Here is a 13,979-nt window from a genome sequence, read left to right on the forward strand (position 1 = left end):
AAGTAAGGGTTATCCTTCCAGTATCGGTGCGGGTTTAACGAATAATGACCGCATCGATCCAAGAAGCCTTATCGCAGAGAGAAAAAACAGTCAACATCTCACGCAACCGTTTCAGTTGACCACATTAACCCTCTCTTTTGGCGCACTTTCATCTAAAAATGACCATGAGGCGCATTTAAGACAAAAAAGAAAGGCTGTTTCAGCGTTGTATGGAGAGTTATTTACAAGAAGAAAAACGAAAGAAAGCTATGCAGCACGGCGCGCCATACTGCATAGTTATATTGATTGGTGTATTCGGGCTTATTACACGAAATTACAGAGCATCAAGCTCAAGAACGTCCTGCATGGTGTAGAAACCCGGATCTTTCGCTGCCAGCCAGATAGCGGCTCGGACGGCACCATTGGCAAAAGTCATGCGATTAGATGCCTTGTGAGTAATCTCGACACGCTCACCAATATCCGCAAACATGGCAGTATGCTCACCCACAATGTCACCCGCTCGGATGGTGGCAAAGCCAATCTCATCGCGACTGCGCTCACCGGTGATCCCTTCACGGGCATACACAGCAACATCGCTCAACTTGTTGCCCATTGCGCCGGCAATCGCTTCGCCCATGCCAATCGCCGTGCCCGATGGGGCATCCACTTTGTGCCTGTGATGCGCTTCGATGATTTCGATGTCGCAGTAACCGCCCATGACTTTGGCCGCTTTCTCAAGCAGTTTGAACACCAGGTTGACGCCAACGCTGTAGTTCGGTGCCATCACGATACCAACATCAGTGGCTGCATCGATAAGAGCACGCTGCTCTTCGCTGAACCCTGTGGTGCCAATCACCAGCTTTTTGCCATGCGCCCGGCAAAGCTCAATATTCTTCAAGGTAGCGACTGGCGCGGTGAAGTCGATAATCACGTCATATTCGTCAGCGACTTTCGCTAAATCGTCGACGATTTTAACGTCCAACTTGCCAATACCTGCCAGTTCGCCGGCATCAGTACCAATCAGGCTCGATTCCGGACGTTCACTCGCTGCTGCCAATACCGCGCCTTCCATTGCGTCGGTGGCCTGAATTAGCTGACGGCCCATTCGTCCGGCAGCGCCCGCAATTGCAATGCGAACCATTTGTTTCCCCTTTTTAACTTCCTGTCGACGCACCGTAATCGGCACGACAATGTGTTGACTTGTACACCACTCTACCTTTTTCATGACGTGATGTGAATCAAGCCTAATGCCTGAATTTTAGGCATGAAAAAGGGAGCCAACGCTCCCTAAGAATGAATCACGATCAGTGCACTTCTTTCACCTGAAGCTCGCGGGGCACTTCAAAGAACATGTTCTCTTCCCGGCCTTTCAACTCTTCTACCGACGTGCCTCCCAGCTCTTCAATGCGGGCGATAATGAGATTCACCAACTCTTCCGGCGCTGACGCACCTGCAGTGACACCCACCTTCGCTTTGCCTTCGAACCACTCAGGCTTCACATCTTCCGGACAGTCAGTGAGATAACCCGGCGTACCCAGCTTTTCACTCAGTTCACGCAGACGGTTGGAATTGGAACTGTTCTTTGAACCTACCACCACCAAAACATCACACTGGGTCGCCAGATCACGCACGGCATCCTGACGGTTTTGGGTCGCATAGCAAATGTCGTCTTTGCGCGGGCCCTGGATGTCCGGGAACACTTTGCGCAGTGTATCGATAACATCCGCGGTTTCATCGACCGACAGGGTGGTCTGGCTGACAAAGTGCAGGTTTGACGGGTCTTTCACTTCCAGCTGGTAAACGTCTTCCGGTTTCTCAACCAGATACATGCCACCGGTTTCGCTGGCGTACTGCCCCATGGTGCCTTCCACTTCAGGGTGACCAGCGTGACCAATCAGTACCACCTCCATATTGCGGCGGCTGGCACGCGCGACTTCCATATGTACCTTGGTCACCAGCGGACAGGTGGCATCAAACACGGTCAGTTGACGCGCTTTGGCTTCATTGCGCACGGCCTGTGAAACACCATGGGCGGAAAAAATAACAATGCTGTCATCCGGCACTTCGCTGAGCTCTTCCACAAACACAGCACCACGTGCTTTCAGTCCTTCCACCACAAAGCGGTTGTGAACGACTTCATGACGAACATAAATCGGTGGCTGATACAGCTCAAGTGCGCGCTCTACAATGCTGATCGCGCGGTCGACACCGGCACAAAACCCACGCGGGTTAGCAAGCATGACTTTCATTTGTTTGCCTTTTTACTGATTGGAACGGGTTAATTGACCCCGACAATTTCTACATCAAAGATAACACGGTGGCCTGCCAGCGGGTGATTAAAATCCACGGTAACGGATTCGCCCGCCACTTCGGTGATCACCCCCGGAATCTCCTGACCACCCGGGCCCGCAAATGCGATAATAGTACCTTCCTCGGCTGGTGCATCCCCGGCAAACAGGCTTCTGTCCATATGCTGGATATTGTCAGGGTTTGGCTGGCCAAACGCATCTTCCGGTTCAAGGGTAAAACTTGCAGCTTCACCCTGGGTTAATCCCAGCAGGCACTTTTCAAAGTTTTCGGTCAGGCTGCCATCACCCATCACCAGCTTAGCTGGCTTGCCCGATGTCTTGGTGCTGTCAGCCACAGAACCATCTTCCAGTTTAATGGTGAAGTGCATCAAGACTTCGCTGTTTGCGCTAATTTTTGTCATCGTTATACATCCTGTAATTTCCGTCACCCATTATGATGTCGGAATAAAAACAAAAAATGGGCATAGCCCAATCCCATAACGTTCGTCGGGATTATCACCTTTTTTATACGACTTGGCGCCGACTGCAGAGCAGCCAGCGCCAAGTAATTTATTTCATGCTTACCAAAACCTAATCAGTTTCAGCTTGGGGCTTTTTTGAAGCAATAAAGCTCTCCAGCACGATCAATACCGCACCAATACAGATAGCGGTATCTGCGAGGTTGAACGCCGGCCAGTGATTATTCCCAATATAGAAATCGAGAAAGTCCACCACGTAGCCGTGAACCAGTCGGTCAAACAGGTTACCCAGCGCACCGCCTATTACCAGTGCATAGGCGATATTCACCATGCGGTTGGTCGCAGGCGTCGCCCGCATCCAGTACATCAGAAGCCCTGATACCCCGAATGCAATCACAGCAAACAGCCAACGCTGCCAACCGCCGGCATCGCTCAGGAAGCTGAACGCGGCACCGTAGTTGTGGACATACAGCAGGTTAAAGAATGGCAAAATCTCAATACGGTTTGCCCAGCCATAACCCATGGTATTCATCACCAGCAGCTTGCTGCCGATATCCAGCACGAAGACCAGAAGCGCTAGCCATAGCCAGCGCAGTCCTGATTGTTTCGCGGTCAGATCTTTCATTCAGCGTTCCTAACCTTGCGAGAATGATTACGCGAACTGGCGATTTTCGCCTTCGCCGTCAATGTTGCTCACACAGCGACCACAAATGGTTTCGTGACCCGCGATAGTGCCAACATCAGCAACATGGTGCCAGCAGCGCTCACACTTCTCAGCTGCAGATTTTGCAACCACAACAGACAGGCCTTCAACTTCGGTCGCTACTGCAGATTCAGGTGCTGAATCCGTTGCCACAACATCTGCTTTAGAGGTCAACAGTACGAAACGCAGTTCGTCACCCATTGCCTGCAGCTTGGCTGCAAATTCAGGTTTCGCGTACAGGGTCACTTCCGCTTCCAGAGAACCACCGATGGTTTTCTCGTTACGAGCCACTTCCAGTACTTTGTTCACAGCACCGCGAACGCGCAGAAGCTCTGCCCAGAACGCATTGTTCAGCTGCTCGTCTTCGCCCAGACCAAACAAGCCGTCGTACCACACTTCAGTGAATACGAACTTGCTGCGGTTGCCTGGCATTTCGTTCCAGATTTCATCTGCAGTGAACGACATGATTGGCGCCATCCAGCGAACCAGTGCTTCCACGATGTGGAACAGCGCTGTCTGACAGCTGCGGTGCGCGTGGCCACCCGCTTTCGCGGTGTACTGACGGTCTTTGATGATGTCCAGGTAGAATGAACCCATCTCGACTGAACAGAATTGCATCAGGCGTTGGGTTACCGCGTGGAAGTTACACTCTTCGAACGCTTTCACGATCTCTTCCTGTGCTTCCAACGCTTTACCTACTGCCCAGCGATCAGCCGCTACCAGCTCATCTGCCGCCACCATGTCTGTTTCTGGGTTGAAACCGTTCAGGTTAGCCAGCAGGAAGCGCGCAGTGTTACGGATGCGACGGTATGCATCAGCGCTACGGTTCAGAATTTGGTCTGACACCGTCATCTCACCAGTGTAATCCGTTGATGCCACCCACAGACGCAGGATGTCGCCACCCAGCTTGTTCATGACTTCCTGAGGTGAAACCACGTTACCGATAGATTTCGACATCTTACGGCCCTGACCATCAACGGTGAAACCGTGGGTCAGCACTTGCTTGTACGGTGCATGGTTTTTGATAGCCACAGACGTCATCAGGGAAGATTGGAACCAACCACGGTGTTGGTCAGAACCTTCCAGGTACATGTCAGCTTCGTGACCGTTGAACTCAGAACGCTGGTTAACAACCGCGTAGTGCGTTGCACCTGAGTCGAACCATACGTCCAGGGTATCCAGCACTTTTTCGTAGTTCGCTGCGTCTTCGCCCAGCAGTTCTGCTGCGTCCAGATCCCACCACGCCTGAATACCAGTTTGTTCCACTTTCTGAGCAACTTGCTCAATCAATTCAACGGTGTTCGGGTGCAATTCAGCGGTTTCTTTGTGAACGAACAGGGCAATTGGCACACCCCAGGTACGTTGACGGGAGATACACCAGTCCGGACGGCCTTCAACCATTGCTTCGATACGGTTTTGACCCCACTCAGGGATCCACTGAACGTTTTTGATCTCTTCCAGTGCTTTTGCACGCAAGCCTGCTTTCTCCATCGAGATAAACCACTGCGGGGTTGCACGGAAAATGATCGGCGTTTTGTGGCGCCAGCAATGTGGGTAGCTGTGCTCATACGCGTGGTGATGCAGCAGTGCACCGTGCTCTTTCAGCACTTCAACCACATTGTCGTTTGCTTTCAGTACGTGCTGACCGGCAAACAGTTCAGTGTCAGGCAGATATACACCGTTGCTGCCCACTGGGTTTGCCACTTCCAGGTTGTATTTCTGACCAACCGCGAAGTCTTCCTGACCGTGGCCAGGCGCAGTGTGAACCACACCGGTACCTGATTCAGTGGTCACGTGATCGCCTAGGATCACAGGAACATCGAAGCTGTAGAATGGGTGGTTAAAGCGCAGCAGTTCCAGCGCATCACCTTTACAGAAGCCCAGGTTGTGGAAGTGCTCGATACCGGCACGATCCATCACATCTTTCGCAAGCTCTGCTGCCATGATCATACGGCGAGGTGTTTCACCTTCAACCTGAACCAGAACGTATTCCAGGTGATCAGACACCGCGACTGCGCGGTTTGCAGGCAGAGTCCAAGGTGTGGTGGTCCAGATAACGATAGACACATCACCGTGGCCTTCGTGACCGTCTTTCAGGTTGAACTTAGACAGCACCGCTGCTTCGTCAACTGCACGGAACATCACGTCGATAGACGGAGAAACCTTGTTGTAGTATTCCACTTCTGCTTCAGCCAGCGCTGAACCACAGTCTGTACACCAGTGAACAGGTTTGAAACCTTTGTGCAGGTGACCGTTACCGGCAATTTTACCCAGCGCACGGATAATGTTGGCTTCAGTGTTGAAGTCCATGGTCAGGTATGGTTTGTCCCACTCACCCAACACACCCAGACGTTTGAAGTCCGCTTTCTGGCCTTCAACCTGCTGTGCTGCGTACTCGCGGCATTTTTCACGGAATTCGGCCGCAGACACTTTCTGGCCTGGTTTGCCGACTTTCTTCTCTACCATCAGTTCGATAGGCAGGCCGTGACAGTCCCAACCTGGTACGTAAGGTGCGTCGAAGTCCGAAAGGGTTTTGGACTTAATAATAATGTCTTTAAGAATCTTGTTTACAGAGTGACCAATGTGAATGCTGCCGTTCGCGTATGGAGGGCCGTCATGCAGGATGAAAGATTTTTTGCCTTTCTTCGCTTTACGGATTTCGCCGTAAAGATCTTCGTCATACCAGCGCTTGAGCATCTGTGGCTCGCGCTGAGCAAGATTACCTCGCATCGGAAACGCAGTTTCCGGCAGGTTTAAGGTATCTTTAAAGTCACTCATTGATTGTTCATTCCGTATATGGACGTTTAGACATTATTTTCATCATGCTCAGCCAGCCACGCACGCGCTGTCTGAGCATCAATTCCGATTTGGGCTTTCAGTTCATCGACTGAGCCAAATTTCATTTCGTCGCGCAACTTGTGCAGAAGCTGTACTTCGATATGAAGACCATAGAGATCACGCTCCAGGTCAAAAAGGTGTACTTCCAGTTGTTGGCGCACACCGCCAACAGTAGGCCGGGTGCCGACATTTGCCACACCCCCCAGCCATTGTCCATGCTCAATGCCACCGACACGCACAACATACACACCGGAAACCGGTGAAACACGGCGTTTCAAAGGGACATTAGCCGTAGGAAAACCGATAGTACGTCCCAGCTTTTTACCGTGGGAAACGCGACCACTGATGCTGTAAGGGTGACCCAGCATTTTTTCAGCACCGGTCTGATCCCCGCCAGCCAATGCAGAGCGGATAGCTGTACTGCTGACGCGTTGCGCCGAAACAGTGAAACTGTCAGTGCTTACGACTTCGAATCCCGCACTTTCCGCCTGTTGCTGCAAATAGCAAAAATCGCCCTGACGCTTGGCGCCAAAGCGGAAATCATCACCGACAACGAGAAACTTAACACCCAATTGTTCAGCCAACAAGCGGTGAACGAAGTCACAAGGGGAGATAGCGGCAAATTTCGCATTGAAATTGACCACAACCAAACGTTCTACACCCAACTTGGCCAGCTGGACATATTTGTCACGCAGGCGGGTTAACCGCGCGGGTGCCTTGTCGCCGGTGAAAAGCTCTCTCGGCTGGGGTTCAAACAGCATTACCGTGGAAGGGAGCCCAAGCTCGCGCGCTTTTTCCACCACACGACACAGCACTTCGCGATGCCCAAGGTGGACACCGTCAAAATTGCCAATGGTCAAAACGCAACCGCGGTGTCTGTCGCGGATGTTATGGATACCCCGAATTAATTCCATAGCGGTAAAACTGCTTCCCCTTAAAAAACCGACGGATTATATACTAATCGTACGATGCAATCAGCCTTCAGCGCGAAGTTGGTGAGGTCTCAGGCCCAAAACCACTAAAGAGACAAGGTAAGTCACTGCCCCTGCGGCGATTAACCCCGCCAGCGTGTATACGCGCGCCCACAGCCCCATGTCTACCCACTCGGTGAATGCCGGCATAAAGTGATAGATGAGCGTCCCCATGAGAACAACACTCACCAGCAGGCGCAGGGTGAATATCATGGTTTCCCGGCTTACACGGTAAACACCCTGTTTGTGCAGGCCGCGGTATAGCAATCCGGCATTTACCAGCGCAGAAAGCGCCGTTGCCATTGCCAAACCAACATAACCGTAAAAATATGCAAAAATCAGGTTGAACACCATGTTGCTGGCCATGGCAATGATGCCGTAGCGCACGGGTGTTTTGGTGTCCTGACGGGCGTAATAACCTGGCGCCAGCACCTTAATCAACATGAAGTTCAATAGACCGCAGGAATAGGCAATCAGTGACATGGATGCCGCCATCACATCATCCGTACCGAACTCACCACGCATGAACAGCACCATCAGCATTGGCTTCGCGAGCACAATCATGCCGACCATGGCTGGCGCACCCAGTAAGAGCACCATACGTACCCCCCAGTCCATGGTGCTGGAAAAATGTCCGGATGATTGTTCTACATGCTTTCTGGAGAGTGCAGGCAGAATCACAGTGGCAATAGCTATACCAAACAGGCCAAGTGGAAACTCCAGCAGGCGATCGGAGTAATAGAGCCAGCTGATAGAACCTGTGGCCAGAAAGCTCGCGATAAAGGTATCGAGTAAGAGGTTAATCTGGCTGACAGACACACCGAAGAGTGCCGGGATCATCAGCGTACGGATTTTCACCACGCCCGGGTGCGACCAGCCCCATTTAGGACGAACCAGCATCCCCTCGCGGTACAAAAACGGCAACTGGAAAGCGAACTGGATAAGACCACCTAGGAATACACCGATACCAAGGCCAATCTCAGGCTGTGCCATATTCGGTGAGATCCAGATGGCGGCGGATATCATGGCAATGTTCAAAAACACCGGCGTAAAAGAAGATACCGCAAATCGTCCCAGCGTATTCAGGATTGAGCCAGCCAGTGCGACAAAAGTGATGAACCACAAATACGGGAACGTAATTTTCAGGATGAGCGACGCTAGCTCAAACTTATGCGCTGACGGCCCCCCTTCCAGCCAGTCGACAAACCAGCCCATACCGAAAAGTGCGGTGATCACCGGTGAAGCAATGACACCGATTAGCGTCACAGCTGTGACCAAAACCCCCAGCGTACCGGATACGTAAGCAATCAATTCGCGGGTTTGTGATTTGTCATCACTGGCGTTGTATTCGGCTAAAACCGGCACAAATGCCTGTGAAAAAGCCCCTTCTGCAAACAGTCTTCGCAAGAAGTTGGGGATTTTATTAGCAAAAAAGAAAACGTCTGCGGCGGCACCGGCACCCATCAGGTTGGCTATTACCACATCGCGCACCAGCCCCATCACCCTTGAAATCATGGTCATGCTGCTGACAATCAAGCCGGAGCGAAGCAATCGCTTTGACACTTGTATCCCCTTAAAAAACAAAAGAAAGTAAACACATCCCTCTGCGTATTGCTCCCCCGGTAGTTATTAAAATAATGAGGGCGTACCGAATAGCACGAAAAGCACAGATAAAAGGCTTACTTCACGAAAAGAATGCTGGTAGAATCTGCCGCCATATTAACCGCGATGTTCGCAGCACGCCAAGCCTTGCTTGATTGCGGCGGATATTTGCACAAATGAATTGACAACTCGGGTAAATCGGGGCATAGTCCTCGGCCTTAAATTGTCACCGAACAAAAGATTTGGGAGTTAGACCCTTGGCGAATATCAAATCTGCTAAGAAGCGTGCAATCCAATCTGAGAAGCGTCGCCAGCACAATGCAAGCCGTCGCTCAATGATGCGCACTTATCTGAAGAAAACTATCGCTGCTATCGCAACTGGCGATAAAGAAGCGGCTACTAAAGCATTTGCTGAAGCGCAACCTATTCTTGACCGTATGGCTACTAAAGGCCTGATCCACAAGAACAAGGCTGCTCGTCACAAAGCTGCACTTGCTGCTCAAATCAAAGCTCTGTAATAGCGCCCCGATTTGATAAAAAAAACCGGCTTAAAGCCGGTTTTTTTGTGTCTGCAGTTTTCTTATTAACTGCAATAAAGTTGACGCAATGTGGTCATTATTGTCTGTACTTCAATGCTCTTGAGTGAGTAGTAGACCGTTTGTGCTTCCTTACGTGTTGCCACCAAGCCATCTCTTCGAAGCCATGCAAGGTGCTGTGATAACGCAGACTGACTGAGCTGCAATTTCTCACTCAACGTGCCTACCGACATTTCCCCTTCCAGAAGATAACAGAGTATGAAGAGTCTGCGCTCATTTGCCATTGCTTTTAGCAACTGCACTGCTTTAGGCCCAGCTTCTTGCATCTGTTCTAGTTCCATAGGTACTGCCTACTTAAATGTCGTCTAACGGGTTGTTTGATTTGATTTAAGTGTAACACCTATCAGAGCGGTAACAATGGTTTGCATATAAGAATGCTATATAGCAAATGAGAATCAATGAAACAATTTGCTGAAATCAGCTTCACATATACGCTTCACCGCGGGATGCTGAATCATGCGCTCCGCAAATATGACATAGTACTCTTCTTTGAGCGCCTCCACTTTCGCCACCTCCCTGACATTAGGAAGCTCCAGAATATCTGACGAGTAAAACGTCGGCGCCACGAACATCGCATGGTGGTTTGAACCGAATGCTTTCATTAAAGCCGCATCATCAAACTCCCCCAGTATGGCTGGGGTAATACCCTGACTGTCGAACCACAACATCAGCTTTCGCCCCATCGCAGTGCGTGATCCTGGGATAAGCAGTTTGTGATCCTCAATGATGGCCGGGAAACGCTTTTTGGATACTTCACCTGAGCAGAAAAAGCTCATCATGCTTTCACCAATCTTGACGCTGAAAAGGCCAGGGCTTTGTGTTGAATCAACCGGACAATCAGACAGGATCATATCCAGCTTGTGCTGGCTGAGTTGCTCCAACAGCATTTCGTGGGTCGATTCGAAGCAGCGCAGGTGGATACCGTCATCTTCCGGTAGCGCTTTCAGCAGCACCCGGCTCACCAGGCTTTTTGACAGGGCATCTGCTACCCCAACATCAAACAACTGATGCTCACGCTGGCTGTAGTTGACGATATCAAGCATTTCATAGCTAAGGCCGAACATTTTGTCGGCATAGCGGAAAACCAGCTGTCCGAGTTCGGTCGGCTCAACGGTTCGCCCGTTGCGTTTGGTCAGTTTACCTTTCAAACGCTCTTCCAGTGCGCGGATTTGTCCGGTCACAGTCTGCGGGGTTAAAAACAAGGCATCCGCTGCGGCAGAAACAGAGCCCTGCTTACAGACCATCCAGAAATAGTAGAGGTGGTTATAGTTTAGATGTGACATACATACTCAATAGCAAAACGCCAGGGGCACTGCCGCCTGGCGCTTTAGAGTGGCTAATCAGCCTTTTTTGGCGATCAGCGTGGTTTTGTAGCGCCCGCCGGCACGCTGTTCAAGCGCCCGCCCCAGCAAGCTGTCTTTTGCCACACTGACTTGATTCGGCGTTGCTATGTCATCAAGCTTTGTGGTTTCAAGACCGGCCAGGAAGGCCTTACAAATCTCCGTAGAACTGTCTTCAAAGCAATGGGTGTATTTATCCTCAGCCAGCGCAGGAGTGGCCATCAGGAATCCACTAATAATCAATGCTAACTTTTTTCTCATCGCTATCTTCCTCCACCTCGTTCGATTTCGGCAATACAGCATTGAGCAGGGCATACCCCGCCAGAGCCGAGATAGTAGAACCAATAAGAATGCCAAGTCGTGAGAAGGTGATATAGCTGTCATCTACCCCTACAAACGCCAGAGACGAGATAAAGATAGACATGGTAAAACCAATACCACACAGCAATGACACGGCAAAGATTTGCTTAAAGTTGACGTTTTCAGGCAAACGCGCGATACCCAGTTTCACCGACACCCAACTGAAGGTGAAAATACCCAGCGGCTTACCCACCAACAGACCCAGCGCAATACCCAGCGGCAGCATATTGGTCAGGCTTTCCAGTGAAACCCCTTCCAACGAAACGCCCGCATTGGCAAAGGCAAAAATCGGCAGAATTAGAAACGCAGCATAAGGGTGGATCGCATGCTCAAGCACCTTGAGCGGTGATTTTCCGTCTTTTCCACCTTCCAGCGGAATAGCAAAACCAAGTACAACACCCGCCAGCGTGGCATGCACACCGGACTTCAATACGCTGAACCACAAAATTGCACCCACCAGCAGATACCATCTTGTGGCTGTGACGTTTTTGGCGTTCATAATGAACAGGACAGCAGTCGCGATAAAGGCAACGGTCAGCGCGGTAACAGAGAGATCGCTGCTGTAAAACAGCGCAATAATCACGATAACACCAAGGTCATCGATGATTGCCAGCGCCAGCAGGAACACTTTCAGGGAAAGGGGGACTCGCTTACCGAGCAGCGCCATTACACCCAGAGCAAAGGCAATGTCTGTCGCTGCGGGAATCGCCCAGCCGTTGGCAGTGACCGGATCACCGGCGTTAAAGGCAAGATAGACCAACGCGGGTGCCAGCATACCGCCCACTGCCGCTATCGCAGGAAAAATAGCCTTTTCCTTCGTATTGAGGGCGCCTTCAATCAACTCCCTTTTAACTTCCAGTCCGATCAACAGGAAGAATACAGCCATCAGGCCATCATTAATCCAATGTGCAACAGACAGGCCAGCGATATAGCTGTGCAGGGCGCCGTCGTACAGCGGCTGCAGAGGCGAGTTGGCAATTAGGATCGCCAACACCGCAGCTATGATCAGCACCAAGCCACCGGCTGATTCCATCTTCATAAACTGACGAATTGCATCAGTCATTTAAGTGCACTCCATAAATTAAGTAATTCCATATAAGTCTAGGCGCCGATCATCCACGAAGAAAAATCGGTTGTTTAGAGATTAAACATCGGGATTACCGAAGTTTCCAATCAAAAGTGTAACTATTTTCGCAATAATAAAAATGCGCGTTGTAACACAAGACACCAAACAGAGTACAAAAAACAAGCGAAAACGTTCAACCGCTCACCTTTTGAGCATCTAAATACAGCATCAAAACACAAACATAAGTCATTGTATTAAAGGATAGATTTCATCTATGACAGCCAGGCTTTACACGCATTATTGACCATGGTGCATCAATGTGTGACGGATTGTCATATTAGTGAAATATTTCCTACCTACTATGCGCCCAGATTCTTTCATTGACACAAATCTGACATACAACTGTCACGGAGATTTCTTTTATGACATCCCAAGCTTCTACTGCTGCACCGATTAACAGCTCTAAGAATTGGGTACGTTGGGCTAACCTGGCGCTGATGCTTTATATACTGCTGTTGGCAGTATCCATGGTTGGTAGTGGTTTCAAATGGGCTGCGGGTGAAGAGGCTAAAACCCTGTTCGAATTCGCGTCCCATCCTGTTGCAGGTCTGATGATTGGTATCGTAGCGACGGCGCTAATCCAATCTTCCAGTACTGTAACTTCTATTATTGTAGGCCTTGTTGCGGGTGGTTTGCCTGTTGAGACTGCGATTCCGATGGTAATGGGTGCAAACATTGGTACAACCGTTACCAATACCCTGGTAAGCCTGGGTCACGCTCGCTGTAAAGAAGAATTCCGCCGTGCATTCACCTGTGCGACCGTGCATGACTTCTTCAACCTGATTGCCGTTGCTATCTTCCTGCCTCTGGAAATGATGTTCGGTCTGCTGGACAAGATCTCAAGCTGGCTGGTTGCACCGTTGATGTTTGAAGGCAGCCTTAGCATGAAAGGCCTGGACTTCATGGGTCCAATCACCAAGCCTCTGGTTGGTGGCACCAAAGAACTGTTGTCTAGCCTGCCAGGTAACTGGGGTGGCGTAGCACTGGCGTTAATTGGTATCGCACTGATCTTTGCTTCTATCACTATGATGGGCAAACTGATGCGCTCTCTGATGGTTGGTCGCGCTAAAGACATGCTGCACAAAGCTATCGGTCGCGGCCCTCTGCACGGCATCATGTCAGGTACTATCGTAACCGTTCTGGTTCAGTCTTCTTCTACCACGACCAGCCTGATGGTTCCGCTGGTAGGTACAAACGTTCTGAAAGTTCGCGATGTATACCCATTCACTCTGGGCGCGAACATCGGTACTTGTATTACAGCCCTGCTGGCAGCGACAGCGGTAACCGGTCCTAACGCAGTATTTGCTCTGCAAATTGCCTTGGTTCACTTAGTGTTCAACATTCTGGCAACCCTGCTTATTTTCGGTACGCCATTCCTGCGCGAAATCCCACTGAAGTGTGCGGAAATGCTGGGTGATGCGGCAGCGAAGAGCAAACTGGCAGTTGTTGCTTACCTTGGTCTGGTGTTCATCGCAGTACCTTCAGTGGTCATGCTGGTAACCCAGTAATCAAGACTGAAAAGTTGAATTGAAAACGCCCGCGGATGCGGGCGTTTTTGTATTTGGGGTACTGGGTACTGGGTACTGGGTACTGGGTACTGGGTACTGGGTACTGGGTACTGGGTACTGGGTACTGGGTACTGGGTACTGGGTACTGGGTACTGGGTACTGGGTACTGGGTACTGGGTACTGGGTACT

The 13,979-nt window shown here is 50.6% G+C and carries 13 protein-coding genes; 2 read left to right on the top strand and 11 right to left on the bottom strand.

Annotated elements, in window-relative coordinates; all coding sequences use genetic code 11:
* Positions 1-313: 313 nt before the first annotated feature.
* The 7 genes from dapB to murJ form a co-directional block, all read right to left on the bottom strand.
* On the bottom strand, positions 314-1,120 hold the full coding sequence (gene dapB / locus KU854_RS22655) for a 4-hydroxy-tetrahydrodipicolinate reductase (RefSeq protein WP_218360550.1): 807 nt from the start codon (positions 1,118-1,120) through the stop codon (positions 314-316).
* Between the two features lie 163 nt (positions 1,121-1,283).
* Positions 1,284-2,228, bottom strand: coding sequence for a 4-hydroxy-3-methylbut-2-enyl diphosphate reductase (ispH, locus tag KU854_RS22660; RefSeq protein ID WP_218360551.1), 945 nt, complete (start codon positions 2,226-2,228; stop codon positions 1,284-1,286).
* A gap of 29 nt (positions 2,229-2,257) precedes the next feature.
* Positions 2,258-2,689 (bottom strand): FKBP-type peptidyl-prolyl cis-trans isomerase, encoded by a 432-nt coding sequence (gene fkpB, locus KU854_RS22665; protein ID WP_218360552.1) that lies wholly within the window; start codon positions 2,687-2,689, stop codon positions 2,258-2,260.
* Between the two features lie 169 nt (positions 2,690-2,858).
* Positions 2,859-3,371: a signal peptidase II gene (gene lspA / locus KU854_RS22670; protein ID WP_218360553.1), complete on the bottom strand. Its 513-nt coding sequence runs from the start codon at positions 3,369-3,371 to the stop codon at positions 2,859-2,861.
* Between the two features lie 27 nt (positions 3,372-3,398).
* Entirely contained in the window at positions 3,399-6,227 is a 2,829-nt protein-coding gene (gene ileS / locus KU854_RS22675; protein ID WP_218360554.1) for an isoleucine--tRNA ligase, read from the bottom strand.
* Between the two features lie 26 nt (positions 6,228-6,253).
* Positions 6,254-7,201 (bottom strand): bifunctional riboflavin kinase/FAD synthetase, encoded by a 948-nt coding sequence (gene ribF / locus KU854_RS22680; protein ID WP_218360555.1) that lies wholly within the window; start codon positions 7,199-7,201, stop codon positions 6,254-6,256.
* Between the two features lie 60 nt (positions 7,202-7,261).
* Entirely contained in the window at positions 7,262-8,821 is a 1,560-nt protein-coding gene (murJ, locus tag KU854_RS22685) for a murein biosynthesis integral membrane protein MurJ (protein ID WP_218360556.1), read from the bottom strand.
* Positions 8,822-9,117: 296 nt separating this feature from the next.
* Here murJ and rpsT point away from each other — a divergent pair, with 296 nt between their 5' ends.
* Entirely contained in the window at positions 9,118-9,378 is a 261-nt protein-coding gene (gene rpsT, locus KU854_RS22690) for a 30S ribosomal protein S20 (RefSeq protein ID WP_054780272.1), read from the top strand.
* 65 nt (positions 9,379-9,443) lie between these two features.
* Here the strand turns inward: rpsT and KU854_RS22695 are convergent, their stop codons facing one another.
* The 4 genes from KU854_RS22695 to nhaA all read right to left on the bottom strand — a co-directional run bounded on the left by KU854_RS22695 (position 9,444) and on the right by nhaA (position 12,219).
* Positions 9,444-9,737, bottom strand: coding sequence for an ArsR/SmtB family transcription factor (locus KU854_RS22695; protein WP_054780271.1), 294 nt, complete (start codon positions 9,735-9,737; stop codon positions 9,444-9,446).
* A 114-nt stretch (positions 9,738-9,851) separates the two neighbouring features.
* Positions 9,852-10,739, bottom strand: a complete 888-nt coding sequence (gene nhaR, locus KU854_RS22700) for a transcriptional activator NhaR (protein WP_218360557.1) — start codon at positions 10,737-10,739, stop codon at positions 9,852-9,854.
* Positions 10,740-10,796: 57 nt separating this feature from the next.
* A complete protein-coding gene (locus tag KU854_RS22705; protein ID WP_218360558.1) occupies positions 10,797-11,057 on the bottom strand; it encodes a CBS domain-containing protein in 261 nt (86 codons plus the stop codon).
* Complete coding sequence (gene nhaA, locus KU854_RS22710) at positions 11,029-12,219, bottom strand: Na+/H+ antiporter NhaA (RefSeq protein ID WP_218360559.1); 1,191 nt, start codon at positions 12,217-12,219, stop codon at positions 11,029-11,031. The genes KU854_RS22705 and nhaA overlap by 29 nt, the downstream gene beginning before the upstream one ends.
* Positions 12,220-12,644: 425 nt before the next feature.
* Here nhaA and KU854_RS22715 point away from each other — a divergent pair, with 425 nt between their 5' ends.
* Positions 12,645-13,790 (top strand): Na/Pi symporter, encoded by a 1,146-nt coding sequence (locus KU854_RS22715; RefSeq protein WP_218360560.1) that lies wholly within the window; start codon positions 12,645-12,647, stop codon positions 13,788-13,790.
* Positions 13,791-13,979: the final 189 nt, after the last annotated feature.

The organism is Enterovibrio paralichthyis, assembly GCF_019209835.1.
Classification (GTDB): Bacteria; Pseudomonadota; Gammaproteobacteria; order Enterobacterales; family Vibrionaceae; genus Enterovibrio; species Enterovibrio paralichthyis.

Excerpts from the sequence above, each read along its gene's own strand:
- dapB (WP_218360550.1), bottom strand. The coding sequence starts at position 1,120 with ATGGTTCGCATTGCAATTGCGGGCGCTGCCGGACGAATGGGCCGTCAG.
- ispH (WP_218360551.1), bottom strand. The coding sequence starts at position 2,228 with ATGAAAGTCATGCTTGCTAACCCGCGTGGGTTTTGTGCCGGTGTCGAC.
- fkpB (WP_218360552.1), bottom strand. The coding sequence starts at position 2,689 with ATGACAAAAATTAGCGCAAACAGCGAAGTCTTGATGCACTTCACCATT.
- lspA (WP_218360553.1), bottom strand. The coding sequence starts at position 3,371 with ATGAAAGATCTGACCGCGAAACAATCAGGACTGCGCTGGCTATGGCTA.
- ileS (WP_218360554.1), bottom strand. The coding sequence starts at position 6,227 with ATGAGTGACTTTAAAGATACCTTAAACCTGCCGGAAACTGCGTTTCCG.
- ribF (WP_218360555.1), bottom strand. The coding sequence starts at position 7,201 with ATGGAATTAATTCGGGGTATCCATAACATCCGCGACAGACACCGCGGT.
- KU854_RS22695 (WP_054780271.1), bottom strand. The coding sequence starts at position 9,737 with ATGGAACTAGAACAGATGCAAGAAGCTGGGCCTAAAGCAGTGCAGTTG.
- nhaR (WP_218360557.1), bottom strand. The coding sequence starts at position 10,739 with ATGTCACATCTAAACTATAACCACCTCTACTATTTCTGGATGGTCTGT.
- KU854_RS22705 (WP_218360558.1), bottom strand. The coding sequence starts at position 11,057 with ATGAGAAAAAAGTTAGCATTGATTATTAGTGGATTCCTGATGGCCACT.
- nhaA (WP_218360559.1), bottom strand. The coding sequence starts at position 12,219 with ATGACTGATGCAATTCGTCAGTTTATGAAGATGGAATCAGCCGGTGGC.
- KU854_RS22715 (WP_218360560.1), top strand. The coding sequence starts at position 12,645 with ATGACATCCCAAGCTTCTACTGCTGCACCGATTAACAGCTCTAAGAAT.